The organism is Thioclava sp. JM3 (assembly GCF_002213185.1).
Taxonomy (GTDB): Bacteria; Pseudomonadota; Alphaproteobacteria; order Rhodobacterales; family Rhodobacteraceae; genus Thioclava; species Thioclava nitratireducens.
The window spans coordinates 112,764-137,159 of record NZ_NBOB01000002.1 but is presented as its reverse complement, the minus strand read 5'-3'; the positions used below and the strand labels follow the sequence as shown (position 1 = coordinate 137,159).

The 24,396-nt window shown below is 65.4% G+C and carries 26 protein-coding genes; 6 read left to right on the top strand and 20 right to left on the bottom strand.

Features of this window, described 5'->3' with window-relative positions; genetic code table 11:
- Nucleotides 1–33 precede the first annotated feature (33 nt).
- The 4 genes from B6V73_RS04015 to B6V73_RS04000 all read right to left on the bottom strand — a co-directional run bounded on the left by B6V73_RS04015 (nt 34) and on the right by B6V73_RS04000 (nt 3,891).
- Nucleotides 34–1,098: an extracellular solute-binding protein gene (locus B6V73_RS04015; protein WP_088719184.1), complete on the bottom strand. Its 1,065-nt coding sequence runs from the start codon at nt 1,096–1,098 to the stop codon at nt 34–36.
- Between the two features lie 29 nt (nt 1,099–1,127).
- Nucleotides 1,128–2,084, bottom strand: a complete 957-nt coding sequence (gene speB / locus B6V73_RS04010) for an agmatinase (protein ID WP_088724601.1) — start codon at nt 2,082–2,084, stop codon at nt 1,128–1,130.
- A 95-nt stretch (nt 2,085–2,179) separates the two neighbouring features.
- The gene (locus B6V73_RS04005) at nt 2,180–3,100 is read right to left on the bottom strand and encodes a LysR family transcriptional regulator (protein ID WP_088719186.1); all 921 of its coding nucleotides are present in this window, start codon (nt 3,098–3,100) and stop codon (nt 2,180–2,182) included.
- Entirely contained in the window at nt 3,100–3,891 is a 792-nt protein-coding gene (locus tag B6V73_RS04000) for a nitrilase-related carbon-nitrogen hydrolase (RefSeq protein WP_077701132.1), read from the bottom strand. Before B6V73_RS04000 ends, B6V73_RS04005 begins: the two co-directional genes overlap by 1 nt.
- Nucleotides 3,892–4,136: 245 nt before the next feature.
- Between B6V73_RS04000 and B6V73_RS03995 the strand changes: the two genes are divergently transcribed.
- Entirely contained in the window at nt 4,137–5,066 is a 930-nt protein-coding gene (locus B6V73_RS03995; RefSeq protein WP_088724600.1) for an NADP-dependent oxidoreductase, read from the top strand.
- A gap of 98 nt (nt 5,067–5,164) precedes the next feature.
- On the opposite strand, the gene B6V73_RS03990 is transcribed toward B6V73_RS03995, so the two are convergent.
- The 9 genes from B6V73_RS03990 to B6V73_RS03950 form a co-directional block, all read right to left on the bottom strand.
- Complete coding sequence (locus B6V73_RS03990) at nt 5,165–6,211, bottom strand: FAD-dependent oxidoreductase (protein ID WP_088724599.1); 1,047 nt, start codon at nt 6,209–6,211, stop codon at nt 5,165–5,167.
- A 33-nt stretch (nt 6,212–6,244) separates the two neighbouring features.
- Nucleotides 6,245–6,913 (bottom strand): cupin domain-containing protein, encoded by a 669-nt coding sequence (locus B6V73_RS03985; protein ID WP_088724598.1) that lies wholly within the window; start codon nt 6,911–6,913, stop codon nt 6,245–6,247.
- 122 nt (nt 6,914–7,035) lie between these two features.
- Complete coding sequence (locus B6V73_RS03980; protein ID WP_088724597.1) at nt 7,036–7,809, bottom strand: carbon-nitrogen hydrolase family protein; 774 nt, start codon at nt 7,807–7,809, stop codon at nt 7,036–7,038.
- Nucleotides 7,810–8,079: 270 nt separating this feature from the next.
- Complete coding sequence (locus tag B6V73_RS03975; protein WP_088724596.1) at nt 8,080–9,045, bottom strand: FAD:protein FMN transferase; 966 nt, start codon at nt 9,043–9,045, stop codon at nt 8,080–8,082.
- Nucleotides 9,026–11,233: a PepSY domain-containing protein gene (locus B6V73_RS03970; RefSeq protein WP_088724595.1), complete on the bottom strand. Its 2,208-nt coding sequence runs from the start codon at nt 11,231–11,233 to the stop codon at nt 9,026–9,028. The genes B6V73_RS03975 and B6V73_RS03970 overlap by 20 nt, the downstream gene beginning before the upstream one ends.
- 11 nt (nt 11,234–11,244) lie before the next feature.
- Nucleotides 11,245–11,715, bottom strand: a complete 471-nt coding sequence (locus tag B6V73_RS03965; RefSeq protein ID WP_075776368.1) for a DUF2271 domain-containing protein — start codon at nt 11,713–11,715, stop codon at nt 11,245–11,247.
- A 39-nt stretch (nt 11,716–11,754) separates the two neighbouring features.
- Complete coding sequence (locus B6V73_RS03960) at nt 11,755–12,156, bottom strand: PepSY domain-containing protein (RefSeq protein WP_088724594.1); 402 nt, start codon at nt 12,154–12,156, stop codon at nt 11,755–11,757.
- Between the two features lie 175 nt (nt 12,157–12,331).
- On the bottom strand, nt 12,332–13,009 hold the full coding sequence (locus tag B6V73_RS03955) for a cytochrome b/b6 domain-containing protein (RefSeq protein WP_088724593.1): 678 nt from the start codon (nt 13,007–13,009) through the stop codon (nt 12,332–12,334).
- Entirely contained in the window at nt 13,002–13,319 is a 318-nt protein-coding gene (locus B6V73_RS03950) for a PepSY domain-containing protein (RefSeq protein WP_088722029.1), read from the bottom strand. The genes B6V73_RS03955 and B6V73_RS03950 overlap by 8 nt, the downstream gene beginning before the upstream one ends.
- Before the next feature lie 144 nt (nt 13,320–13,463).
- Here B6V73_RS03950 and B6V73_RS03945 point away from each other — a divergent pair, with 144 nt between their 5' ends.
- From B6V73_RS03945 to csgH, 4 genes are all read left to right on the top strand, one after another.
- On the top strand, nt 13,464–14,123 hold the full coding sequence (locus tag B6V73_RS03945; protein ID WP_075776372.1) for a response regulator transcription factor: 660 nt from the start codon (nt 13,464–13,466) through the stop codon (nt 14,121–14,123).
- Nucleotides 14,120–15,469 carry an ATP-binding protein gene (locus B6V73_RS03940; protein ID WP_088724592.1) on the top strand — a complete coding sequence of 450 codons (1,350 nt, stop codon included), beginning with the start codon at nt 14,120–14,122 and terminating at the stop codon, nt 15,467–15,469. The genes B6V73_RS03945 and B6V73_RS03940 overlap by 4 nt, the downstream gene beginning before the upstream one ends.
- Nucleotides 15,466–15,702, top strand: a complete 237-nt coding sequence (locus B6V73_RS20935; RefSeq protein ID WP_088724591.1) for a LysR family transcriptional regulator — start codon at nt 15,466–15,468, stop codon at nt 15,700–15,702. The genes B6V73_RS03940 and B6V73_RS20935 overlap by 4 nt, the downstream gene beginning before the upstream one ends.
- Nucleotides 15,703–15,884: 182 nt before the next feature.
- On the top strand, nt 15,885–16,250 hold the full coding sequence (csgH, locus tag B6V73_RS03930) for a curli-like amyloid fiber formation chaperone CsgH (RefSeq protein ID WP_088724590.1): 366 nt from the start codon (nt 15,885–15,887) through the stop codon (nt 16,248–16,250).
- Nucleotides 16,251–16,281: 31 nt separating this feature from the next.
- Here csgH and B6V73_RS03925 read toward each other — a convergent pair whose 3' ends face one another.
- The 6 genes from B6V73_RS03925 to B6V73_RS03900 all read right to left on the bottom strand — a co-directional run bounded on the left by B6V73_RS03925 (nt 16,282) and on the right by B6V73_RS03900 (nt 22,727).
- Nucleotides 16,282–16,464, bottom strand: coding sequence for a hypothetical protein (locus tag B6V73_RS03925; protein ID WP_088724589.1), 183 nt, complete (start codon nt 16,462–16,464; stop codon nt 16,282–16,284).
- Nucleotides 16,465–16,538: 74 nt separating this feature from the next.
- Nucleotides 16,539–18,185, bottom strand: coding sequence for a GMC family oxidoreductase (locus B6V73_RS03920; RefSeq protein WP_088724588.1), 1,647 nt, complete (start codon nt 18,183–18,185; stop codon nt 16,539–16,541).
- Nucleotides 18,182–18,805, bottom strand: a complete 624-nt coding sequence (locus B6V73_RS03915; protein WP_088724587.1) for a gluconate 2-dehydrogenase subunit 3 family protein — start codon at nt 18,803–18,805, stop codon at nt 18,182–18,184. Before B6V73_RS03915 ends, B6V73_RS03920 begins: the two co-directional genes overlap by 4 nt.
- Complete coding sequence (locus B6V73_RS03910) at nt 18,802–19,788, bottom strand: hypothetical protein (protein WP_075776379.1); 987 nt, start codon at nt 19,786–19,788, stop codon at nt 18,802–18,804. The genes B6V73_RS03915 and B6V73_RS03910 overlap by 4 nt, the downstream gene beginning before the upstream one ends.
- A 67-nt stretch (nt 19,789–19,855) precedes the next feature.
- Nucleotides 19,856–20,956, bottom strand: coding sequence for an enolase C-terminal domain-like protein (locus tag B6V73_RS03905; RefSeq protein WP_088724586.1), 1,101 nt, complete (start codon nt 20,954–20,956; stop codon nt 19,856–19,858).
- Nucleotide 20,957: 1 nt separating this feature from the next.
- Complete coding sequence (locus tag B6V73_RS03900) at nt 20,958–22,727, bottom strand: thiamine pyrophosphate-requiring protein (protein WP_075776381.1); 1,770 nt, start codon at nt 22,725–22,727, stop codon at nt 20,958–20,960.
- A gap of 172 nt (nt 22,728–22,899) precedes the next feature.
- Here B6V73_RS03900 and B6V73_RS03895 point away from each other — a divergent pair, with 172 nt between their 5' ends.
- Nucleotides 22,900–23,754 (top strand): SDR family oxidoreductase, encoded by an 855-nt coding sequence (locus tag B6V73_RS03895; RefSeq protein ID WP_075776382.1) that lies wholly within the window; start codon nt 22,900–22,902, stop codon nt 23,752–23,754.
- An 86-nt stretch (nt 23,755–23,840) separates the two neighbouring features.
- On the opposite strand, the gene B6V73_RS03890 is transcribed toward B6V73_RS03895, so the two are convergent.
- Nucleotides 23,841–24,338 carry a BON domain-containing protein gene (locus B6V73_RS03890; protein ID WP_088724585.1) on the bottom strand — a complete coding sequence of 166 codons (498 nt, stop codon included), beginning with the start codon at nt 24,336–24,338 and terminating at the stop codon, nt 23,841–23,843.
- Nucleotides 24,339–24,396: the final 58 nt, after the last annotated feature.

Below are 24,396 nucleotides of genomic sequence, written 5' to 3'. Positions count from 1 at the left end.
ATGCAGACGCCACGGCGCAAGTTGGTAGCCAAATCAGCCGGTGATCATTTCCGACCACTTCTGATTGATCCAGTCACCGCGGTCCACATAGATATCGTAGAGCGGCAGGATCGGCTGCTTGTCCGAGGACACGGCCGCGAATTCCTCGTCGGTCAGGTCGGTCTTCTCGCGCGGCACGGTCGGCGCGGTGCCGACATTGCGCGACAGCTTCGCCTGAATTTCCGGCTGGGCCATGTAGTCGATGAAGATCTGCGACTGATCGAGCGCGCTCGACGCCTTCGACACCACCCACGAGCCGGAATCGAGCACCGCGCCCTCATCCGGGAAGGTCGAACGCACGGGCTTGCCCTGCGACGCGGCCAGCGAGGTAACGTCGTGGTAATACTCGCCCATCGGGATTTCGCCGGTCTCCAGCGCCTGCTGGAATTGGCCCTCGTCGCGATACCACAGGCGCACATTCGGCTTCACCTCGGCGAGCTTGTCCATGACCTTGAGGATGCCTTCCTCGGTCTTGAGGATGTCGGTGCCGCCGAAATAGGTGGTCGCGGTAATCTCGAGCAGGAACGAGTTCGTCGCAAGCGACATCAGACCGAGCTTGTCCTTGTTCGCCGGATCCCACAGCGCCTTCCACGAGGCGGGCGCATCGGCATAGGCGTCGGTATTGGTCACCAGCGTGATATACCAGCTGACTGCGCCGGTTCCGTAGACGCTGCCATCCTCATAGCGATGCACGAAGTGATCGGGGAGCGCGGAGATGTTGCTCATCTTGTCCGCGTCGAGCTTGGCCCAGAGGCCCGAGCGCTCGCCTTTGATACGCGGCAGCTGCGCGATCATCGACACGTCCGCCGGGGCCTGATTTGCGCGCGCCGCCTGCGACAGCTGCACCAGCCACGCCTCGCCCGTGGGCTCCGCGATGCTTTCGACCTCGATACCCGTGGCGGCCGTGAAATCGGGGTAGATGAACTTGTCGAAGCTGTCCTTGAAGTAGCCGCCATAGGTGCCGACCTTCAGCGTCGAAGAGGCCGCGCGCAGCACGGTCGGAGCCGCAAGCGCGGCCGTTCCAAGCGCGGCACTTACCAGAAACTCACGTCTTTTCATTGGATATTCTCCCTGTTGTCCGGCTTGTCTTAACGCCCTTGCGGCACGCCGGGCAGCGCGCAGAGCATTTCGTAGAGGAAGTTCGCGGCGATCACCGCCGTGTTGCCTGCCATGTCGTAAGGCGGCGAGACCTCGACCAGATCGCAGCCCACGAGGTTGAGCCCCGCCGTCCCGCGAATGATCTCGAGTCCCTGCATCGTCGTCAGCCCGCCAACCTCGACCGTGCCCGTGCCGGGCGCGAAGGCCGGATCGAGGCTGTCGATATCGTAGGACAGATAGACCGGCGCGTCACCGATTTGCGCACAGATATCCGCCATCAGCGGCGCGAGCGATTTGTGCCAGCACTCTTCGGCCTGGATGCAGGTCCAGCCGCGCTCGCGGCCCCAGTCGAAATCGTCGGCGCCGTAACCGGTACCGCGCAGACCGATCTGGAAGACCTTGTCGTTGATCAGGCAGTCCTCTTCCCAGGCGCGGCGGAACGGGCAGCCATGGGCGGCTGTCTCTCCGAACATATCCGCGTTGGTGTCGGAATGCGCATCGACATGGATCAGCGCGACCGGCCCGTGTTTCTCCTTGATCGCACGCAGGATCGGCCAGGTGAGCGTGTGGTCGCCGCCCAGCGTGAGCGGGATCGCATCCTGCGCGAGGATGCCGCGGTAATGCTCCGCGATGATCTCCACCGACTTCTTCAGGTCATACAGGTTGATCGGCACGTCGCCGATATCGGCCACCTGCAGATGCTCGAACGGGGCCGCGCCCGTGGCCATGTTGTAAGGCCGGATCATCCGGCTTTCGTCGCGGATCTGGCGCGGGCCGAGACGTGTGCCCGGGCGGTTCGACGTACCGATATCCATCGGAATGCCAATGAAACACGCGTCGAGCCCTTCCGCCGTCGGTGCGGAGGGCAGTCGCATCATCGTCGCGGGCCCGCCGGTGCGCGGCATCGCGTTTCCGCTCAGAGGCTGATTGTATCGGTGTTCGGTCATCGCAATCTCCGTAATTCGCGGAAGCATGCGTCGCGACGATGGACTGAAAAATATAGTTGTGTCGAAATTCACTTCGACGAAATTCGAAGCATAGATCAGACGGTGACGCTTTTTTCAGCATCTCCTGCGTAGACCGCTTCAAGCTCCGAGCGCATGGCCTGAGCAAGCGGCGAGGCCTCCGCATCGGGGCGCGTGATCGCCTCGAAGGGACAGCGGTAAAGGAAACGCTGCGGCAGGATGGCCCGCAGGCGGCCCGCCTCGACCCAGCGCCGCGCGGAGTGGTCCGGCATGTAGCCGATGAAGGCGCCCGAGAGGATCATCACCAGTTGCTGCTCGAGCCCCTGCGCCATCGCGGTCGTCTGCGGAAAATCGCGATTGTTCCAGTGATCATCCCGCCAGTAGCTGCGCCCGACCGCGCGCATCGAACTGACAAATTCAGGGGTCAGCGCCGTATCGGGCACTGACCAGAGCGGGTGACCCGGCGCACAATAGAGGAAGTTCTCCTCGTCATAGAGCTTTCGGTAATTGAGCCCGGCCACCTTGTGCGGGAAGGACCCGATCGCGAGATGCAGCGATCCGTCGAGCACCCGGGTCTGAAACTCCTGTGGCGAGCCTTGCGCAAGCTCGAACCGGACCGAACGCGCGCGACGCTCCAACGCAGCGATCGCTTCGGGCAGCCGGAAGTTCGGATCGGTCACGACATGGTCCACGAGCCCGATCCGTAGCGTGCCCGAGAGCGTGCCACGCAGGGCGGCGGTTTCGGTGACGAACTCTTCCGTCGCGGCGATCAGCTTGACCACCGCCGCATGCACGATCTCGCCCTTCTGGGTAAGCCGGAACCCCGCTCGTCCCCGCCGGCAAAGCGTCACGCCAAGCCGTTCTTCCAGCGCCGTGATCTGCGTCGAGATCGTCGACTGGCTGACATTGAGCTCGGCCTGGGCGGCGGCGAAACCGCGATGGCGGACGACCGCGTCGAAGACGCGCAGAAGACGCAGGTCTGTTCCCGCAAGCTGCATCAGGCCGTCTCGTCGACGTGGCGGAAGTCCTGCGCCTGCGTCGAGACGAGCGCGGGATCGTACTGCCGCTTCAGGGTGGCAAGGAGCATCGCAGGATCGCTCCCGGCGCGGGCGAGTGTCTTGCCGTCGGGGCCCATGATGACCGAAAGGCCGAAATACTCCAGATCGGCCTCGCTACCGCAGAGATTGGCATAGGCGATGGCCAGCCCGTGATTGGCCGCCATCGCGGGCACGACATGATCACCCACATGCTCGAACGGGCGCATCGCGGCGGTCGGCGCGAGGATCAATTCGACCCCTTTGTCACGCAGCGCCGCGACATGCGGGGCGAATTCGACATCGTAGCAGATCAGGATCGCCGTGCGCTTGCCCGCCAGGTCGAACAGCGTGTAGCGCGATCCCGGCACGAAGCGCTCGGCCTCTGCGGGGCCGTAAAGCTGGATCTTGCGATGATTGCCCAGCACCTCGCCCGTCGACGAGACGCAGATCGCCGAATTGCGAAGCCCGTCCGCGGCGCGCTCGGGGTATCCGACGCAGATCGCGCAGCCAGCCTCGCGTGCAAGCGGCGCGAGCCGGTCCGCCATATCCTCGACGCTCAGCGCAAGCTCGTTGAGGTCGTCGCGCTCATACCCGGTCAGGAACAGTTCGGGAAAGACGATCACCGCCGCCCCCGCCTGCCCCGCCGCGCGCGAGGCGCGAGCGATCTGACCGAGCGCGGCGTCGCGATCCCCCGCGACCGTCTGTCCCTGCCAGAGCGCCACGCCCAGCCCGTCTTGCGCCTTGTCACTCATCGCTGCCCTGCTCTCGCTCTACGAAATTTTTCTGCGCCAGTTTCACCGCTCCGGAAAACGGCTGCAAGTCCGGAGCTGTGGATGGCGCATCGGCGCGCCGCCAACCGTCGGCGCTTCACATCTTCGGTGTCCATGGACCTTCAGCGCCGCGTTCGAGTTCTACCGTCAGATTGACCTAAAGGCCTCTTGAACCGCGACCCACGCGCAAGCCGGTTTCCCATCCCATTCAAACAGGAGATACGCCCATGAAAGCCGCCATCATCCGGGACTACGACACGGCGATCGAAATCGACGACATCGCCCCGCCCCAGCTGAAGGAAGGCTCCGTCCTGATCGCCGTCCACGCGGCCAGCGTGAACCCCATCGACTACATTCTGCAATCGGGCGCGATGAAGGAAAACGTCCCGCTCGAGTTCCCGCATGTCATGGGATACGACGTTTCGGGTGAGATCATCGAGGTCGGCCCGGGTGTTACGGATTTCAAAGTGGGAGACGCGGTGTTCGCGCGCCCCAACCAGGAGGACGCCGGCGCGATCGCGCAGGTCGCTCGCCTCAAGACCGATGAGATCGCGCTCAAGCCCGCGAAGCTGAGCCACGAGGAAGCGGCTTCCATTCCGCTCGCCGGACTGACCGCGTGGCAGGCGCTGATGTCGAAAGCCAAGCTGAAGTCGGGCGACAAGGTTCTGATCCATGCCGGATCGGGCGGGGTCGGCACCTTGGCGATCCAGATCGCGAAGCATTTCGGGGCCCATGTCGCCACCACCTGTAGCCCGCGCAACGCTGATCTGGTCCGCGAGCTCGGGGCGGATATCGTGATCGACTATCACAGTCAGGCCTTCGACGAAGAGCTTTCGGATTACGACATCGTCTTTGACCTGCTGGGCGGCGAGACGCTGAACCGCTCGTTCAAGGTTCTCAAGAAGGGCGGCAAGCTCGTCTCGATCAAGGGGCAGGACACGGACGATCTGGCCTCCAAACACGGCGTCGAGTTCGAATGGTTCCTGATGGAGCCCGATGGCGCGATGCTGTCCGATCTGGCCAAGCTGCTGGAAGACGGGGCCGTTCGTCCCGTGATCGACCGCGTCTACCCGATGAGCGAGACGCGTGAGGCTTATGAGCAGCTCAAGGACGGGCACGCCGTAGGCAAGATCGTGGTGACCATCGACCAGACCTGAGACCGCTTGCGGAAGGACTGAAAGTGGCTTGCCGGTCGGGGTGCGTATCCCGACCGGCAATGTCGTCTAGGATCGGCTTTTCCGACAGCGGGTTCGGCTCAAATACCCAGTTCGCGCGCCACGCGTTCGGCCGCAGCCAATGCGCCTTCCATGTAGCCGCCCATCTCGGGCGCGGTCTCGGATGAGGAGAGATGCACATGTCCGTCGTGGAGGCCCCGAAGAACCCGCGGCAGGCCGTAATCGGGGTGAAACCGGAGCGGCTCGAAATCGGCTTCCGTCGCGGTTTCGGGGGCCATGGCCCAGTCCTCCAGCGCATAGGTCAGCGGGTTGGCGGCTTCGGGACCGAAGATACGCGCCAATTGCGCAAGCGCCATCGCTTCGATCGTCTCTCCCTGCCCGATCCGCGCCCGCGCGGGGACGCCCAGAAATCCGAAGAGCGCAGCCGGACATCCTTCCGCCCCGGAGGCATCGTGGATTTCCGCCAGCGGCCCGCGCTGGCTCATCGCATCGCCTGAGAGCCCGGCTTCGCGCCAGAACGGACGCTCGTACACCGCGACGAACTTTGCGTGTCCCGCCATCCACGTCGGGGTCGCGCGGAGCGCCTGCATCTGCACGTCGCTCAGCGGCGGCGCAAAAGAGATTTGCGCCGCGACGCGCGGCGGCACGGCAAGCACGACATGCTCGGCCCAGCAGACGCGGCCATCCGCAAGCGTGACCGAGGGCCCAGTCCCAAGCGCCACGACCCGCGCACCGGGATGAAGCCGCGCGGCCGGAAGCTCAGCGGCCAACGCGTTCGTCAGCGCGACCATTCCGCCTTCGAGACGCCACGACCCCGCCATGCTGGCAAACCCCATGTTGCGGTGGACATGGCCGTTCGCATCTTCCAGCGACACCGCGCCGCGCGCGTACTGCTCGAACTTTCGCAGCTTCAGCGCCTCGGTGAGCGCAGCGATACGTGGCTGGCCGGGCCAGAACCACGACGGGCCGAGATCGACCCTCCCGGCGCCGATCTCAAGCGCCTTGATCCGCCCGCCGAAGCGGGGCCGTGCCTCGAACAGCTCGAAAGAAATCCCGCGTGCGTGCAGATGCCGCGCAAGCGCCAAACCTGCCAGCCCACCGCCGACGATCGCGACCTGCGTCTTCATTGAAGTCCCGTCATTTGGAGAAATGGTTATCCGTCACTGGTCCGGTGCCGCGACAAAGCGCAGATGCCCTGTCTTGATCCAGAACTCCGCGCCGTCCTGCCCCGCCTGAACCTGCAGCGTGTGTCCGATAGGCAGGCGCAACCACGACCCCTTGCGCAGCTCGTCGCCGCTCTCGGTCAGCGTCCCGCCAAGCACGAGCAGTTCCATCCCGCCCGGATCATCGAGCGACAGGCCCGCATTCGGCGCCAGCCGGAAATAGCGAACGACCTCACGTGCATCGCGGTGAAGCTCGGAGCACTCAATACCCTCTTCGGTGTGGACCAAATCGGTCCGCATGTCCTTGTGGAACTGGTCGCGGTCGTCGGGGTCGAATTGCCAGAGCTTCACGAAGATCGTGCAGCCGCCCTCCGAGCCCGGACGATGCCGGGTCTGCGGCGGATTGCGCACGTAAGTTCCCGCCGGATAATCGCCGCTCTCGTCCTGGAACACCCCTTCCAGCACGAGGTATTCCTCGCCCCCGCCATGCGTATGCGCCGAGAAACTATGCCCCGGGGCGAAGCGAACGATGCTCGTCGCCCTTGCCACCTCGTCGCCGATCCGGTCGAGCATCCGCCGCTCCACGCCAGCCGACGGCGAGCCATGCCAATCGAGCGTGTCGGAATGAACGAGCACGCGCTCCGAAAACTCCGCGTTGATTTCCATATGTCCTCCGAAATATTTGCCCCAACCCGAGGTGGACTGTCGCTCGGCACCGATGCGGTGCGTAGTCGGGAGCTATGCTCGGATGGCCGAATTTCAAATCGCGAAGGCGCGAAGGCCGCCGACTACTCCACGCGGCGCAAATCGTCGAACTGAACCGAGATCGCCTCGGCCGGATAATCGGCAGTCTTCGGCAGGTCCGCAATCAACGTCGTCGGCCCTCTTCCGGCCTGCGCCACGGCCTGCCCGTCGGGGCCCGCGATCACCGACTTGCCGCCAAAGTCGATCTCTCGATCAGGTCCCGCGTAATTCGCGTAGACGACCACGACCGCGTTTTCGTTCGCCCGCGCCCGCACGAGCAGATCGGGAACGTGATCGTAGCCAACCGGATTCGCCGTGGGCACGAGGATCAATTCGGCTTTGGCACGCGCCAGAGCACGCGCATGTTCCGGGAACTCGATGTCATAGCAAATCAGCAGACCGGTCCGGACGCCATTGAGCTCGAATACGGGTGGCGCCTCCGTACCGAAGTCGAAGCTCGCACGCTCCATCTCGCCGAAGAGCTGAGTCTTGCGATAATGCGCGACCCTTGCGCCTGTCTTGTCAAGCACGGACACCGCGTTGAACACCTGATCGCCCAGCCGTTCGGCCCAGCCATAACAGATCGCGCACCCGTGTTTCCGCGCGATGTCGCGCATCGCTGCGCACCACTCTCCGTCGAGCGGTTGCGCTTGCTCGCGGTGTTCGTCGGGGCGGTTGTAGCCGGGCAGTATCAGCTCGGGCAGCACGACAAGATCGGCTCCGAGCGACGCCACACCGCTCACCCATTCCTCGATGATCGCAAATATTTGCCTCTGATCAGAGGAAAGCGGCCGCGGTTGGACAAGCGCGATTTTCATGTTCGTCTCCATTTTCGACAGACAAGGGTTATCGCTTGCGCCGCAGCCCGGCAATCAGAGCGCGACCTGCAAACTGCGCGCCCCTTTCCGCGTCAAGGCGGATCGGATTACTCGCGGCACAGGGATCGCGCGATGCATCAACGATCAGGTCGGGATATCGTTTTCCTCCACCGTTACGCCCATCCCGATAAGGGGCGAGGACATGTCGGAGCGCGCCTGCAGCGGCATCTCCCGGCGCCGTCGGTCGGATCCGCGGCGAACCGACGTAGCCTATACCGTGGCCGCCACACTCTGGGGAAAGAGTTCGCCTGTGCCACGGCTTTGCACGCTACCGTCGTCCTCATGCATAAGGAAAAGGGCGTCGAGACCGCGCGCCTTCGCAACCTCCAGCCCCTTGCCCGGACCGAGCACCATCAGCGCGGTGGCCCAGCCATCAGCTTCGGCGCAACTGCGCGCGACCACCGTCACGGAGGCAGGCGATGCCAGCAACGGTGCGCCACGCGAACGATCCATCGTATGCGAGAGCCTGCGCACGCCGAGATCGATCCAGTGACGGTAATCGCCCGACGTTGCGACCGATGCATTCTCGAGCGCGAGGATCGAATGCGGCATGCGGCGAAGCGGATCGGGGCTCTCGACCGCGATCGTCCACGCGCTGCCATCTGGCCTGAGCCCCTCGGCCCGCATTTCGCCGTCGATCCCGACAAGACCAGCCTCGATCCCCTGCGCGGCCAGCGTCTCGGCGAGGCGATCCACGCCGTAACCTTTCGCGATCCCGTTCAGGTCCAGCGCCGCGGGGCCGTGCTTGCGCACCCTGCCATGGTCGATCTCGAGCCATTCATATGCAGGCTGCCGCGGCACGCTCATCGCGGCGCGGATCGCGTCGGGCGACGCTTCGTCGGGCCCGAAGCCCCACGCCGTGACCGCATCGCCGAGCCCGACATCGAACGCGCCCCCAGAGGCTTTGCCGATCTCCAGCCCGAGGTGGAGCACTTCGGCCAAGCGACCGGGCACCTTCACCCATTCGCCTTCCGGAGCCGCATTGAGCCGCATCAGGTCGCTGTCGGGTTTCCACGTGGACATCTGGGTGTCCACCTCCGCAACCGCCGCCTGAAGCGCGGCCCGGATCGGCGAGGGATCGCGCCCGGGCGGTGCGAAAAACAGGGCGGTCCAGCGGGTGCCCATGGTCGGGCCGTGCAGGGCGTGGCGCACGAGATCAGAAGATGTCTTCGACATAGCGTCCCTCCGTTTTCAGTTTGGTCGCACTCAGCCCAGAGGCCGCGAGGATATCGTGAAGGGCATCGGCGACCCCCGCCGCCATGTCTCTCCCGCCGCACACCATGATCCGCGCGCCGCTCTGCACGAGCCGAACCAATTCGGGGCCATCGGCGCGCATCGCATCCTGCACATAGCGCGGGCGCTGGCCGCGCGAGACCGAGGTCACGAGCCGCGACAGGCGGCCCTCGTCCTTCCAACCCCCGATCTCCTGCGCATAGAGGAAATCGCTTTGCGGATCGCGCATCCCGAAGAACAGGTGGATCGGGCGACGTTGCTCGTTCTCACGCACGAAGCCCACAAGGGGGCCGATCCCCGTGCCCGCGCCGATCAGGATCAGCGGCGTATGCGAGCGGTCCGGTCGGAAGGCGGGATTGCGCCGGATGAATGCGCGAACGCGCTCGCCCGGCTCGAGCGCCGTCAGTTGGCTCGAACACAGGCCGCCGGGATGCTTCCTGACCACGATCTCCAGAAACCCGTCGCGACGCGACGACGCGAGCGAATAAAAGCGCGGTGTCGGCGCCCCTTCGGGCAGGATCCCGATCAGGTCTCCCGCGGCGAACCGCGTGAAACCCGTACCCGTCAGCCTCTGCCAGAACGTAGCGCGCGGCAGCGAGAAGCGCAGGATCGACGTCGGCGCCTGCACGTCCGCCCCGTAATCGCGCCGCGACTGGAGCGTGAGTTCGGTCGTGACGGGCGGCGTCGGTTGGTGATGCAGATCGAGCGCGATCCCGAGCACCGCGCCCAGCGCCTGCCCCCAGCGCGCGAAGGCCTGCGGCGACTGACGGTCGATCGTGTCATAGGGCAGAAGAACCGGCCACCTCTTCGCGTCCACGGTGTCGGCAACCGTCTGGGCATAGGCGCAATAGGCAGGGAAACTCCGGTCCCCGAAGCCGAGCACGGCAATCGGGATATCCAGCGCATCGGAATGGGCTTCGAGTTTCGCCAGGAACCCTTTCGCGGAACTGGGCTCCGCCCCGTCGCCATAGGTTGCCGCGAGCACGATGATCCGATCGGCCCGGGCGTAACGCTCGGGGGCGAAGGACGACATCGGCGCGATGTGAACACTCTGGCCCGCTGCACGAAGCGCCGCGTGCAGGGTCGTCGCAAACCCCCATGTGCTGCCGCTTTCGCTACCGACGAGAAGGATCGTCTCCGCGCGCCCGGCCGGCTGGTTGGCCCGGACACGCGGGCGTCCGCGACGCCCCACGAGCCAGATCGACACGCCGGTCAGACCCATCGCCGGCACGCCCAGCGCCATGAGACCCAGCACCGCACCAAGCAGCGCAGCGCCCTGCCCCGTATGCAGGGTGTAGATGGTTTCCGAGACGCGTTGCCATGCGGTCAGATCCGCCCAGGCGAGCACGGTGCCGGTGCCCTGATCGAGATAGCCGGTGCCGCGATCGGTCTTGAGCGTGAACACATCGGTGGCATCGCCGTCATAGGGGAAGCTCAGGCTGCGCAGTTCCGAGACGGGCGTGGTGCCGAGCAAGCCGAGATCGGCAATCGACGCGCCCGTTTGGCCGCTCACCTCGGCGGGCACGCCCAGCGACGGCCCGCCATCCGGGATCAGCGCGAAGGTCGAGGCCGTCATCCACAAAGAGGTGACGGAGGAGAAGATCAGACCTATCACCGCGACGCGGGCGATCTCCACATGGAGCCGCCCGGCGAGCGGCCCGCGCAAACGGGAGAACCAGTTCCGCCAACCGCCGACACGCCGCGCGGCGAGCATCGCTCCGGAGACCGAGAGCACAAGCATCGCGACGGCGCCCAGCGCGCTCGCGACACGGCCGGGATCGCCGAGAAAGAGGGAGCGGTGCAGGTTGGTCAGCCAACGCTGAAAGCCATTCGGATCAGCCGAGGCGACGCCGCGACCCGTCATGGGATCGATTACGGCGGCACCGGGCTGTCCGGACTCGAACCAATAGGCGGTGATCCGCCCCGACGGTGCACGCCGGATCTGCTCGAGCCCCGGATAGACAGTCTGGATGCGCTCGGCGAGGGTCGCAACGCTTAGCTCTGCGCCGGCCTGCGGCGCCGCGATCCGCTCCGTAACCGGAAAGACCGCGAGCACCGCGCCGCTAAGCGCCAGCACCGTGACAAGCGCCAGGGCAATCAGCCCCGGCCAGCGATGAAACGCGCGGATCATGGCCTGCCACCTCACATGTCGTAGGTGAAATCGGCCACGTAGCGACGGCCCGAGACCGGCTTGCCCGCGCCGTCCGTGGTCAGCGGCACGGCGATCTCGTTTGGGCTGTCGCGCATATCCTCCACCGCGGCGTCGACATGGAGCGTGTAGCCCGCGTCGAAGAGCGCATCCGCGAGATCGAGCGTTATCTCGAGCGTCCGGCCCGCACCGACGCTGGCGCCGGTGATGCCGTTGATCTGCGCCGGGTCGCCCGCGGTCGCGCGATACCAGTCGCGGAGATGCTCGTAATATTTGGACTTGCCACCCGCCATCCAGAGGCTGCCCGCATAGGCGCCCGACGGGTCGGTGACATAGAGCGCGAGATAAGCGCCGTCGCCGCCGTAATTGTTCAGCGTGGTCTTGAGCGTGACGGGCTGCGCCGACGCGAGGGCGGGAACGGTCAGCGCCGTGCTCAGCGCCAAAGTTGCTAGAAGAGACTTCATTACGGGAATCCTTTTTTGGGGGAGGAATGCGATGTCGGCTCAGTTCACCTGAACCTTTGGCGGCGCGCCGTTGCCGAAGAGACCGTTTTTCGGCGGGGCGACCGTGCCCGCGGGGGCCGGGTTGCGCGCCGATGCGCCGTAATCGTCATCGTCGTCGTCTTCTTCGTCATCGTCCTCATGTTCCGACCTGATGAGGCGCAGCGTCGCCGGATCGAGCTTGGTGTCTATTTTGCGCCCGTCGCGGTCGCGGCCCTCGATCTTGTATCGGCCGTCTTCCGTCTCGATTTCCTCGACGGCCCAGCCGTTTTCGCGCGCCATCTGCATCACCGCATCACGGGACATTCCTTCGCCGCGCGAAGACTTTCTGTAGTCGTCGTCGGCCAAGGCCATCCCTGCGGGCAGCAGGGCGATGAGGGGAAGTGCGGTCAGTATCTTTCGCATGGCAGTGTCTCCTTTTTCATCTGCTACCGACAATCTGGGCAGCGGACCTGAGGGCATCCTGACAGGCGGACGGTTTCCGCTTCAGCTTGGCGTCAGGAAAAAGGCCCCGCCGTGTGAGGGCGGGGCCGAGTGAGGCCGCGGAACGAAACGGCCTTGGCGACGAAATCGGAAGCGGTCAGGCGATATCGCCGGGGCCAGGCGCACGCTTGTCGCCGGTGAGCATCGACCGCGCGAGGTTCTCGCGATGCCGGAAAGACGCGAGGACGACACCGGCGACATGCAACGCCACGAGCAGCAGGACCAGATTGGCGAGAACCTCGTGCAACTCCTCGAGCGCCTCGTTACCGCCGCCCTCCGCGCCCTCGCCATATTCGCCGTATTCGCCCTCCTCGTCGGCCAGCGCCGGGGTCACGATCTGCGGCAGCGCGGGCAGCATCGCAATGCGTGTGGGCTCCCCCATCAGCCAGCCGGTGAAGGCGGTTCCCGACAGCGAGATCAGCAACGCCACGATCATCAACGCCCCCGCAGGGTTGTGACCGAGATAGCGACGCTCCTTGCCGCGCAGCATATCGCCAAGATAGGAGAGCGTCTGCCCCGGCCCTCTGAGGAACTGGGTGAACCGGGCATAGCGCCCGCCCACGATCCCCCAGATCAGTCGGAACGCGACCAGCCCGGCGACAGTGTAGCCTGCGACCTCATGCACCGGCTGCACTTCGTCGGCGGTGAACCAAGCAATCACGAAGGTGGCGACAAGAGCCCAGTGGAAGATCCGCACCAGCGGATCCCAGACCCGCACGCGTCCCCCGGCCTCGCCGTTCGGACGCGTTGCGTCGCGAAATGCTGCGTCACTCATGGTTGTCTCCTTCACGATCTTGGCGGGACCGACCGTCTTCGCCGTTTTCATATTCGATCTCGAGAACCTGGAGCGTCGCCGGATGAAGCTTCACCTCGACCCGGCGGCCCTGCACGTCAGTGCCGTCGATCTCGTAGCAGCCGTCGTCGATCTTGATGCGGCGCACTGTCCAGCCGTTCTGCTCGGCGAGCTGGACCACGGCGTCGCGGGGCTGCCAATCCGCCATCGGCGCGAAACAATCGTCATCGGCCAGGGCCGCCCCGGCCGGGAACGTCGCGAGAAAGGCGAGAATTGTCATGGTCTTCTTCATGGGCCAAACTCCTGTTCACGGCCAATTCCGCACCTTTCATGGGCAATCAATCTGACGGGAACCTGAAGCCGCATCCCGCGCAGCGTCAGCTTGGTGTCAGCCGGGCGCGTGAAGAGGGGTCAACGGACAAGAGATGGAACGAAGATGCGCATCCTGCTGATCGAGGACGACACTATTCTGGGCAACGCGGTGCGCGACCAGATCGCAAGCGACGGTCACTCCGTGGACTGGGTCACGCGACTCGACGAAGCGGGCGCGTCGGTCCGCAGCACCGGCTACGATCTCGTCCTGCTGGACCTCATGCTTCCCGACGGTCGGGGCATCGGCTTTCTGAAGGCGCTGCGCAGCCGGGGCGATGTGACGCCGGTTATCATCATGACCGCGCTCGATCAGGTCTCGGACCGGATCGAGGGGCTTAACGCGGGCGCCGACGACTATCTCGTGAAGCCCTTCGATCTCGCGGAGCTCTCGGCGCGCATCGGGTCGGTGGCGCGGCGCTACAGCGGCAATCCGAACCCGATCGTGAGCCATGCCGGGCTCGAGATCGACCTCGCCGCGCGCAGCATCAGGCGCGACGGCAAGCCCGTGCAGCTGACCGCGCGCGAATGGGCCCTGTTCGAAGCGTTCCTCTCGCGACCCGGCCAGTTGCTGTCGAAAGCCCAGCTAGAAGAGAAGCTCTACGCCTTCGATGCGGAAGTGGAGAGCAACACGATCGAGGTCCATGTCAGCCGCCTGCGCAAGAAACTCGGCGCCCATGTGATCGAGACAGAACGCGGCCTCGGCTACAGGCTGGGCAAGGCATGAGGCTGCCCCGAAGCCTTCAGGCCCGTCTGGGACTTTCGCTCGGGGTCGTGCTGGCGTTGATGTGGATCGCCGCAGCGACGGTCACCGCGCTGATCGTGCGCAAGGAGATGAGCGAGGTCTTCGATTCCACGCTTCAGGAAACGGCGCAGCGGATTCTGCCCCTCGCGGTCATGGATATCGTGAACCGTGACAGCACGAATGTGACACAGCGCCTTGCGCAGCTTCGCAATCACGAGGAATTCTTCACCTATATCGTGCGGGACGCGGAGGGGCGTATCCTGCTCCAATCCCACGCCGCCGATCCTTCCGTGTTCCCTGCGTATGAGGGACGGGGCTTCAGCCAGACGGCCACCCACCGGCTGTACAGCGATGCCGCGCTTCAGGACACGGTACGGATCACCGTCGCGGAGCCGCTCGCGCATCGCGCGCAGGTCGCCCGCGAGATCGAGCTCGGCCTCGGCCTGCCTTTGCTGATCGTGATCCCGCTCGCTTTCGCGGCTGTCGTTCTCGCGGTGCGGACCAATCTGGGGCCGTTGCGGCGGTTCCGGACCAGCCTCGAGGCGCGCAACGCCCGCGACCTTACGCCCATTCCGACTGACGACCTGCAGGCCGAGATCGCCCCGGTCGCAGCGACGCTCAACAATCTTCTGGGACGATTGCGCGAGGGGATCGAGGCCGAGCGAAGCTTCGCCTCGAATGCGGCCCATGAACTGCGCACACCGCTTGCTGGTGCCATCGCGCAGACCCAGCGGCTGAGCGCGGAAACCACCGATCCAGCCGCAAAGGCACGCGCCGCCGATATCGAAGCGACGCTCAAACGTCTAACGCGGCTCTCGGAACGACTGCTGCAGCTCGCCCGGGCGGAAGGCGGGCCGTTGCGGCTGGAGCGCAGTTCGGACCTGCGCATGACCGCCCGCCTGATTGTCGAAGACCTCGCGCGCAGCCTCGATCCCGGGCGTATTGCGCTGGAGTTACCGGAGACGCCCGTGCTCTCGGATCTCGATCCCGACGCCTTCGGCATCCTGTGCCGGAACCTCATCGAGAACGCCCTGAAGCACGGTGCGCAGGACGACCCCGTCACGGTACGGCTGACCGAGGAGGGCGTGTTCACAGTGACGAATGGCGGGCCCGTCATCCCCAAGGAGACGCTGGCGCGCCTGACTGCGCGGTTCGAGCGAGCGGGCAGCACGAATGACGGCAGCGGGTTGGGCCTCGCCATCGTCTCAGTGATCGCGGAGCGCATCGAAAGCCCCCTCACTCTGACCTCGCCGCCGAGCGGTCGCGACGCGGGTCTCGAGGTCAGGGTGCAGCTCCCTCTGAATGGGACGGAGGTTAAGCCGTCGTGACGGTCACACGCCGCAGGGATGGGCAAACGACCGCCGCATGGCATCGTCGTTTAGCGAAGGCGCAAGAAACGCTGAAAGACATCAACCTCAAGGCGATGAAACACTTCGTGGCCGTCGCCCGGCTGGGCGGCATCTTGAAGGTAGCCGAGGAACTGGGCGCGTCGCCCTCTCCCGTCAGCGAGCGCGATCATTCGAATGGCCGAGCGGGGACGGAAATAAACCGTCCGGGGTAAAGCCAGCTCCGATCAGACGTGATATTCTCGATATGTCAGGGTCTTGCATCATCTGAGAAAGGCACCAGCGACGTGATCGCCAGAGACGTGCGGTCCCAGCTGCTGTTCTTGGCCGGCACTACGTTCGTTTTACTCTGGAGACCTCAACCGGCCGGCGCGCCCCGTGATCACAGGAGCTCATCATGAAACTGAAGGCCTATCTCCTCGCCTTTCTACTTGTCGCACCGTTTCAGGCTCTGGCCGACGGGGCCGGGCGCGCATGGATTTCACTCTCGAAAGACAATGGACTTGTCACGATTGAGACCTTCTCCCGGCTGGAGCCCGGCCATTCGGGTAAATATATCCTCGAGGTGATGAAAAGCGGCCCGAACGGGCGATCCGTCAACCGGCAAGCCGGCTCTGTTCCTGTATCCGATGGAGACGCGACCGGCCCGCTTTCCACAGCGAAGATCTCGTTGGAAGCGAATGCGGACCTCACCGTTCACCTGCGCGTCACCGATGACGAAGGGCGGGTGTTCGAAGATACGGCGGTGAAATCCGGCGAGTGACCCTGCAGCGGATCAGCCGCCGAACACGCACCTATTCGGAGCGTTCTCCGGGAGGTTTCTTGAGCCGGACGTAAGCCGCATAGCCTTCTCGCAAGGGGGTGTACTCCGTGATGTTCTCCACGAGGCCGTCCTCGAAGCGGTCATCGACCTTCGGCAACCGGTCGACGTTCTTGTCGGCCCTCAGACCGTCCGCATATTCGACCTTGATCTTCATGGCGTCCTCTCAAATCGGGTAATTTCTATGAACTCGCAGCGCCCCGCCCGCGTGCGGGGCGCCACCCTTCGTCTTCAATGGAAGCGCGCATCGATGATCCGGTCGGCGATCCGCGCGGCATTGGCGAGGATCGTCATCGCCGGGTTCACGCCGCCGCCGGTGGGCATCAGCGAGCCGTCACAGATCCACAGATTGTCGACATCCCAGCTGCGGCCCATGTCGTTGGTGACCGAGGTCTCGGGATCGTCGCCCATCGGGCAACCGCCCATCAGATGCGCTGTGCTCTGGGTTTCGAACAGGTTGTGACCGCCCGCGGCGCGCATCATCCGGGACATGAACCCCCGTGCATGTTCCTGCAGCCGCTTGTCATTGTCGCAGAAGGAATGGGTCACCTTGGCCCGGGGAAGGCCAAGCGCATCGGTCTCGTCGGCCAGCGTCACGCGGTTGTCCGGTGACGGCATCGACTCTCCCACCATCTTCAGCCCCGCCATCCGGTTGTAGCGGCCCATCTTGCTCAGCAGATCGTCGCCGAACAGCCCCGACGAGGAGACGAGCGTGCCCGCAAAATCGCCGGGCAGCGGGCCTTGGCTCATGAAGGAATAGCCACCGTCGAAATCCTTGCTCGGGTCGTCATCGGCATAGTTCCAGTGCTCGCAGGTCGCCATCGAGGGCGGGCCCTTGTACCAGCGGATCTCCTCGTCGAACTCGCCCCAGACAGCGTCGTTCGCATGCACCATGAGGTTACGCCCGACCATGCCGTTGGAATTGCCCAAGCCCTGCGGATGCTGTGCGTTGGCTGAGTTCAGCAACAGCCGCGGCGTCTCGATGGAGTAGCCGGCCACCACCACGTTCGCGGCCTTCTGGAAATGCCATTCCCCGTCGCGATGGTAGGAGACGCCACTGGCGCGCCCGTCCGGGCCCGTTTCGATGCGGCCAACCATGGCGAGGTCGCGCACCTCCGCCCCCGCCTTGATCGCGCGGGGGACATAGGTAATCAGCATGCTCTGCTTGGCATTCACCGAACAGCCGATCTTGCACATGCCGCGATAGGCGCAGGGCGGAGACTTCCCGCGTGGCGCGGAGACGGTGCAGAGCGGCGTCGGCGCCCAATCGACGCCAAGCGCCTCGGCCCCGCGCGCCAGAACCAGACCGGCCTCGTTCACCTGATGCTCGCGATAGGGGTAGCGCCCGCGATCGGGCCCCCACGGGTAGCGGATCGGCCCCGAAATCTTCAGCGCGTCCTCCACCTCGTCGTAGTAGCGCCACATCTCGCGCCAATCGACGGGCCAGTCGCGGCCGTAACCAAGTTTCGAGCGGGACTTGAACCATTCCGGACGGAAGCGGAGCGACACCATCTGGAAATGCACCGAGGAGCCACCCACCGCGCGGCCGGAGTTGTTCGCCCCGAGTTCGATCGGATCGTCGCCGTCGGAGATACGCGGATCGAGCCAATAGAGCTTGTCCTGCTCGCGCTCATCGGATGCGAAGTCGCGCTTTGGCTGGAAGAATGGACCGGCATCGAACAGCACCACCGACATTCCGGCTTCGGCGAGCTTGGCTGCGAGAACCGAACCGCCGCAGCCCGCACCGACGATTACGAAATCGACCGGCGCGTTCTTAGGGTATTCGCGCATCGGCACCTGCCCTTCGCGCTTGAATACGTCCGGGGCGTGGCCATTCACCGCGCGGGGGCGATCGCTGCGAGACGCGTCTTGGGTCATGCCTGGTCCTCCCATTTTCCGAAGGGCGCCTCCCACGGGTCGATCTGGCCGGCCTTGAGGCGCACATAGCCGCGTGGCGCGGCGGGGCCGCCATAGCCGATCTCGCTCATCCCGGCGGGGGCGCTGTAATAGATTTCCACGATCTGCTTGAGCAAAAGCGCGCGGAAGAATTTCTGCGGTGGCATGTCCTGCCATGTCTCGGGCGCGCGACATTCGCCGCGATCGATGGCGCGCAGCAGGCGCTCCTGCTCGGGCCGGTCGAGCTCGCGAAATCCGAGCCCGTCGAACGTCGCGCGTGCCTCGGCATCAATCGCCGTCATGCCGCGGGGCCATGCCTCGCGCTCGGGCGGCATCGTGGCGAACCGGGTGCCGGTGCCGCGATCCTCGTGCAGCGCCGCGTCGATGAAGGGCGCGATGGGCACGGGCTCGGGGCGGCGCTGCGGGATCACGACCGCGCAGAGCGCCTCCAGAAGCGCGAACTGGTCCGGGTCGAGGAAGCGGCGCGGCGGCGGATCACGTCGCGCGCGCAGAACCTCGCGGGTCTGATCGTCGAAGGACGGGCTGTCCCATTTATCGAGCACGTCATAGCCCGGATACGGGGTACGAAACGGTTCGCTCATATCGCTGCCCTTTCCTTTGTCTGGTGCGGCTGATCCTGTTCCACCGCGAGCAGATCGAGTGCGGCACGCCCGGTCTTGCCGAGCCCCGCGAAGCTGATTGGCGCGGGCATCGGCGGGCCCGCCAGCGTCGTCTGTCGCCAGTTGCGCCAGCCCGCCGAGTTGCGTGCGACGCCGTAGGCGTGAAAGCCTGTGCCGACATAGCCAAGCCCCTCGACCGCGCGCAGCAGCAGGGTAAGCGGGCGCCGGAAGCGCCTATGCGGATAGATCGCCTGCGCCATCAGCCCGGCGGCGGCGAGCGGCGGCAGCGTGACCGGCAGATACATCGCCTTGTCATGGAACGCGCCGCGGAAATGCAGCAGCGCAACTTCGCCCGACTCCGCCACCAGCGCGAGCGCGGTGAGGCAGGCGAGTTCGCGCCCGTGCAGATGCTCGTAGCCGCGAGTCTGGGCCATCCGGTGGGTGACCATGCCGAACAGACCGCTCATGATCAGCGCCCCCGGTGCACCGAGCGGCGCGGCGTAGAACAGGTTGTTCCACGAAATCCCGCCGGGCCGGCGACTGATGTTGCGCAGGTGGAACCCCATCCCGGCCATCCCGATCCCGACGGAGGTGAGATGCGTCGCCTCGAGCGCCCGGCCGCGCTTGCTGCGCCGCGGCTCCGCCAGGGCGGCTGCCATCGCGGTCGCTCCAGTCAGCGGGGCGACATACATCTCGTCGCGGCGGAAATCGCCGCGCAGATGTTCCAGCGCGCTGTCGAAAAGGACGCTTGCGCCCATGATCGCGGCCCCGTCCCGACCGAGCCGCAGCGCCTCGCGCTTGTTGCGCGACCGCTTCACCGGGTTGCCGGAACGCGGGCGGCGCGCGGCCAGCCCGGCGGCGACGAAACCGAGGCCCACGCCTGCGACGATGGCGCCCAGCCCGATGCCGCCGACGGGCCGACGGGTGCGGCGTCGGAATGCTTCGTATATCCTGTCATGGGTCATTGCGAATTCCCTTTGCTACTGCCGAAACCTTTCGTCCCGGCGTCAGACGATGCGCCGGGAACTGCGCTCAGGCCTGTCGGAACCGCTCGGCTTCACGCGGACGCAGCCGCAGCCCCAGCCCCGGTTCGCCATTGTCGCGAAGCTGGCCCTTCTCCGGCTCGGGCGCGCCGTCGAACAGCATCCCCTCGATCCGGACATGGTCGTGAAACCATTCGAGATGGATCGCGGGCAGCGCGGCGAGGCAGGCGTGCAGATGCAGCGCGGGAGCGCAATGGGCAGAGAGCGGCACCTGATGCGCAGCGCTCAGCGCGGCCACGCCCATGAAGCCGGTGATGCCCGCGCAGCGCGTGGCATCCGCCTGCAGCACATCCACCGCCCCCGCTTCGAGCATGTGGCGGAAATAGCCGATATTGAAACCGTACTCCCCCGCCGTGACATTCATCCCCGCCGGGGCCCGGTCGCGGCACAGGCGCAGCCCTTCGAGATCGTCCGAGGAGACGGGCTCCTCGTGCCATTCGACGCCGAATTCGCGGGCACGCTCGGCCAACGCCAGCGCCTCCTTGCGGTTCTGGGCACCATTCGCATCCATGAACAGCCGACAGTCGGAACCGATGGCGTTGCGCGCCTGTTTCAGCCGGTGCGGATCGCGATCGGGTTCGCGCCCGACCTTGATCTTCACCATAGAGAAGCCTTCGGCGGCCCAACCCTCGAGTTGGTCGCGCAGCTGCCGGTCGTCATAGGAGGTGAAACCGCCCGAGCCATAGGCCGGAATCGCGTCGCGCGCGCGGCCCAGAAGGGCGGCGACGGGCTGGCCCAGCAGCTTCCCTTTTAGGTCCCAAAGCGCCGTGTCCACCGCCGCTATCGCCATCGCGACGGGACCATCGCGCCCGATGTTGCGCGTGGCATGCACCATCGCCAGCCAGAGCTTCGCGATGTCGAGCGCATTGCGCCCTTTCACTTGTGGAAAGAGAGTATCGCGCACGATCCCCGCCGTCGCGGGGGTCGTGTAACTGTAGCCAAGGCCGGTCTCGCCCCCAGCGGAGATGGAGACGAGAACCATCGAGGTCTCGCTCCATTCCAGCGTCCCGTCGGATTCCGGCGCATCGGTCGGGATCGTCAGGACGGAGACGTCGACCGCCTCGATCAGCGGATCGGAGCCGAGGGTCATCTCAGCGGTCCGTGACGCGCTTGAACGCCTGCTTCACGATGCCGCCGGCCTCGGAGTCTCCATGGACGAGCGCGCTCATGAAGGATTTCGCCTGCTCCATCGTGATATGGGGCGGCAGCGTCGGCACGTCGGGATCGACGGTGGCGTGGATCACGGTTGGGCGATCCGCGGCGAAGGCGGCTTCCCAGGCCGGACCGATCTCCTCGGTGCGGTCGATCCGCAGCCCTTTGAGGCCCAACAGCTCCGCATAGGCGGCCATGTCGATATCGGGCACGTCCTGCGTCTTGTCGACACGCGGGCTGTCGGCCATCGCGCGCAGCTCCCAGGTCACTTGGTTGAGGTCCTGGTTGGCCAGCACACAGATCACCAGCCGCGGGTCTGCCCAGTCGCGCCAGTATTTCGAGACGGTGATCAGGTCGGTGATGCCCAGCATCTGCATCGCGCCGTCACCCACGAAGGCCACAGCCGCGCGGTCCGGATAGCAGAACTTCGCCGCCACAGCGTAGGGCACGCCCGGGCACATCGTCGCCAGCGTCCCCGAAAGCGAGGCCTTCATGCCGCGGCGGATCTTGATCGCACGCGCCAGCCAGTTGGCCGAGCTGCCGGAGTCCGCCGACAGGATCGCGTTGTCGGGCAGCCGCGACGACGCCTCCCAGAACAGCCGTTCGGGATTGACGGGGTCGGCGCTCTCCTTGGCGCGCTTTTCGACACCGTCCCACCATTCGGCGGTCTTCTTCTCGATCTTCTCACGCCACGACCGGTCGGTCTTGGGCTTGAGGCGCGGCAACAGGGCCTCCACCGTGTCGGCTGCATCGCCAACGAGGTTCACGTCCATCGGGTAGCGCATCGACACCATCGTCGGGTCGAGGTCGATCTGCACCGCCTTGGCCTGCCCTTCCTCGGGCAGGAATTCCGAATATGGGAAGCGCGAGCCGATCATCAGAAGCGTGTCGCATTCGCGCATCATCCAGTCGGAGGCCTGCGTGCCCAGAAGCCCGATCGAGCCGGTCACGAAGGGCAGATCGTCCGGCAGCGCGGCCTTGCCCAGAAGTGCCTTGGCGACGCCTGCGCCAAGGGTTTCGGCAAGCTGGGTGATCTGCGTCTCTGCGCCGATCGCGCCCGCGCCGACGAGGATGCCGACCTTCTCGCCCGCGTTCAGGATATCCGCCGCGGCGGCGAGGTCCTTGTCTGCCGGCAGCAGGCGCGGCGCCTGATAGCCGACGCCGCTGTGGACGGTGCCATGGGCGTGGGGCGGCGCTTCGACCGCCTGAGCCTCCTGCACGTCATTGGGGGCGATCACGCAGGTCACGCTGCGCCGCGCCTGCGCGATCCGGAGCGCCCTGTCGATCAGGTGGCGCGCCTGTCCCGGTGCCATCATCGTGTGGACATATTCGCTCGCCACATCCTTGAAGAGCGATTGCAGGTCGACCTCCTGCTGGTAATTGCCGCCAAGCGCGTTGCGCCCCTGCTGGCCGACGATCGCAAGCACCGGCTGGTGGTCCAGCTTGGCGTCGTAGAGACCGTTGAGCAGGTGGATCGCGCCGGGGCCGGAGGTCGCGAGACAACAGCCCACCTCGCCGGTCCATTTCGCATGCGCCGCCGCCATGAACGCGGCGCTTTCCTCGTGGCGTGCCTGAACGAATTCGATCTCGTCATCGCGTCCAAGCGCTGCGACGAGCCCGCTGATCCCGTCTCCCGGGAAGCCATAGATACGGGTAATGCCCCACTGCTTGAGGCGAGAAAGAATGAAATCGGCAACGGTGTCGGACATGTCTGCCTCCACTGTCAGATGTGATGAATGGATTAGGGAAACGGATGCGTCTTGCCGATGTTCCCACAAGAGCCTGTGAGGAGAGGGCCGCGGCGCCCCATGAAGAAACACAGGAACATAGCAGCGCGCATCCGGTTGGTGCGTTCAGACCCATCCAGAAAGGAGCCCGGCAATGAATTACCCCAAACCTCCCTTCCCCAAGCAACCGCAATCCGTTCCCGGTTCGACGGAGAAGATGGACCCGCGCCCCGATCATGGCGAGCAGAGCTATGTCGGGTCGGGCAGGCTCGACGGGATGGCCGCCCTTGTGACGGGCGCAGACAGCGGCATCGGTCGCGCCGTGGCCCTGGCCTATGCGCGCGAAGGGGCCGACGTGATGATTTCCTATCTCGAAGAGCATGACGAGGCCGAGGAAACGCGCCGGCTTGTCGAGGAGGCAGGCCGCCGCGCGTATGTGATGCCCGGCGACATTCAGGACGCCGATCACTGTCGCGCATTGGTGCGTGATACGCATGAAGCCTTCGGGCGTCTCGACATTCTCGTCAACAACGCGGCGCACCAGATGCATTTCGACGAGATCGAGGACATCTCCGATGAAGAATGGGAAACGACCTTCCGCACCAACATTCATTCGATGTTCTACCTGTGCAAGGCGGCGCTCCCGGTGATGGAGAAGAACGGCGCGATCATCAACACGGCCTCGATCAACTCGGACAAACCCAATCCCGGTCTGCTGGCTTACGCGGCGACGAAGGGTGCGATCCAGAACTTCACCACCGGGCTGGCACAGATGGTGGCAGAGCGCGGTATCCGCGTGAATTGCGTCGCACCGGGGCCGGTCTGGACACCACTGATCCCCTCGACGCTGCCTGAGGACTCGGTCGCGCATTTCGGCGAGGACAAGCCCATGGGCCGCCCCGCGCAACCGGCGGAGCTGGCCTCCGCCTACGTGATGCTTGCCGATCCGCGCTCGAGCTACACGTCAGGCGCGACGGTGGCCGTCACCGGCGGCATGCCGATGATCTGATTTAAAGACGCGGGCCGCCAGCAGAAGCTGCGGCCCGCGCGAATTTTCGTTCGCTCGACTTTTCGGCGGTCAGGCGTCCGAGCACGTCACGCGGGCCCTACGCCGAGCTGATTGCGGACCAGCAGAACACCACGCACTTCCTGTGCAAGCGCTTCTGCGAGCGTGCGCTGGAATTCCAGCCCGATCTTGCCTTCGAGCGTCACCACCCCTTCTTCCGCGGCGATCAGGACATGGCTCATGTCGATCCGTCCGTCGCCTTCGAGCGCGCTCCGCACGGCGGACGCCAGTTCGTCGTCGGGGAGGATCTCCGCGGGTTGCTCCGGCAAGTCGGGCATGATCGGTTGCTCGACGCCGTGATACCCGTCCGGTCGGCTCGGCGCCGCAAGGTCAGAGCGCACCACATGGACGTCTTTTTCATCGCCATTCTCGGTCATGATCTCCTCCATGGCTATGGAACGGATCAACGAGTGAGCATCCCGCTTGTTCCTGCGCGCACGCCAGCCGCGCACGGTTTGTTCCGCCAGATTCACGATGGTTCGCGCCATGGAACAAAGGCTGGCAGGGTTCGTTTTTCGGGTAAGCATGACGACCCTCGCGCGGAGCACTGCACGGGTCCCACGCGGGGGTCTCACTTTGACCAAA

What these genes read in the sequence shown, in the direction of transcription:
- B6V73_RS04015 (WP_088719184.1), bottom strand. Translation starts at nt 1,098, where the DNA reads ATGAAAAGACGTGAGTTTCTGGTAAGTGCCGCGCTTGGAACGGCCGCG.
- speB (WP_088724601.1), bottom strand. Translation starts at nt 2,084, where the DNA reads ATGACCGAACACCGATACAATCAGCCTCTGAGCGGAAACGCGATGCCG.
- B6V73_RS04005 (WP_088719186.1), bottom strand. Translation starts at nt 3,100, where the DNA reads ATGCAGCTTGCGGGAACAGACCTGCGTCTTCTGCGCGTCTTCGACGCG.
- B6V73_RS04000 (WP_077701132.1), bottom strand. Translation starts at nt 3,891, where the DNA reads ATGAGTGACAAGGCGCAAGACGGGCTGGGCGTGGCGCTCTGGCAGGGA.
- B6V73_RS03995 (WP_088724600.1), top strand. Translation starts at nt 4,137, where the DNA reads ATGAAAGCCGCCATCATCCGGGACTACGACACGGCGATCGAAATCGAC.
- B6V73_RS03990 (WP_088724599.1), bottom strand. Translation starts at nt 6,211, where the DNA reads ATGAAGACGCAGGTCGCGATCGTCGGCGGTGGGCTGGCAGGTTTGGCG.
- B6V73_RS03985 (WP_088724598.1), bottom strand. Translation starts at nt 6,913, where the DNA reads ATGGAAATCAACGCGGAGTTTTCGGAGCGCGTGCTCGTTCATTCCGAC.
- B6V73_RS03980 (WP_088724597.1), bottom strand. Translation starts at nt 7,809, where the DNA reads ATGAAAATCGCGCTTGTCCAACCGCGGCCGCTTTCCTCTGATCAGAGG.
- B6V73_RS03975 (WP_088724596.1), bottom strand. Translation starts at nt 9,045, where the DNA reads ATGTCGAAGACATCTTCTGATCTCGTGCGCCACGCCCTGCACGGCCCG.
- B6V73_RS03970 (WP_088724595.1), bottom strand. Translation starts at nt 11,233, where the DNA reads ATGATCCGCGCGTTTCATCGCTGGCCGGGGCTGATTGCCCTGGCGCTT.
- B6V73_RS03965 (WP_075776368.1), bottom strand. Translation starts at nt 11,715, where the DNA reads ATGAAGTCTCTTCTAGCAACTTTGGCGCTGAGCACGGCGCTGACCGTT.
- B6V73_RS03960 (WP_088724594.1), bottom strand. Translation starts at nt 12,156, where the DNA reads ATGCGAAAGATACTGACCGCACTTCCCCTCATCGCCCTGCTGCCCGCA.
- B6V73_RS03955 (WP_088724593.1), bottom strand. Translation starts at nt 13,009, where the DNA reads ATGAGTGACGCAGCATTTCGCGACGCAACGCGTCCGAACGGCGAGGCC.
- B6V73_RS03950 (WP_088722029.1), bottom strand. Translation starts at nt 13,319, where the DNA reads ATGAAGAAGACCATGACAATTCTCGCCTTTCTCGCGACGTTCCCGGCC.
- B6V73_RS03945 (WP_075776372.1), top strand. Translation starts at nt 13,464, where the DNA reads ATGCGCATCCTGCTGATCGAGGACGACACTATTCTGGGCAACGCGGTG.
- B6V73_RS03940 (WP_088724592.1), top strand. Translation starts at nt 14,120, where the DNA reads ATGAGGCTGCCCCGAAGCCTTCAGGCCCGTCTGGGACTTTCGCTCGGG.
- csgH (WP_088724590.1), top strand. Translation starts at nt 15,885, where the DNA reads ATGAAACTGAAGGCCTATCTCCTCGCCTTTCTACTTGTCGCACCGTTT.
- B6V73_RS03925 (WP_088724589.1), bottom strand. Translation starts at nt 16,464, where the DNA reads ATGAAGATCAAGGTCGAATATGCGGACGGTCTGAGGGCCGACAAGAAC.
- B6V73_RS03920 (WP_088724588.1), bottom strand. Translation starts at nt 18,185, where the DNA reads ATGACCCAAGACGCGTCTCGCAGCGATCGCCCCCGCGCGGTGAATGGC.
- B6V73_RS03915 (WP_088724587.1), bottom strand. Translation starts at nt 18,805, where the DNA reads ATGAGCGAACCGTTTCGTACCCCGTATCCGGGCTATGACGTGCTCGAT.
- B6V73_RS03910 (WP_075776379.1), bottom strand. Translation starts at nt 19,788, where the DNA reads ATGACCCATGACAGGATATACGAAGCATTCCGACGCCGCACCCGTCGG.
- B6V73_RS03905 (WP_088724586.1), bottom strand. Translation starts at nt 20,956, where the DNA reads ATGACCCTCGGCTCCGATCCGCTGATCGAGGCGGTCGACGTCTCCGTC.
- B6V73_RS03900 (WP_075776381.1), bottom strand. Translation starts at nt 22,727, where the DNA reads ATGTCCGACACCGTTGCCGATTTCATTCTTTCTCGCCTCAAGCAGTGG.
- B6V73_RS03895 (WP_075776382.1), top strand. Translation starts at nt 22,900, where the DNA reads ATGAATTACCCCAAACCTCCCTTCCCCAAGCAACCGCAATCCGTTCCC.
- B6V73_RS03890 (WP_088724585.1), bottom strand. Translation starts at nt 24,338, where the DNA reads ATGCTTACCCGAAAAACGAACCCTGCCAGCCTTTGTTCCATGGCGCGA.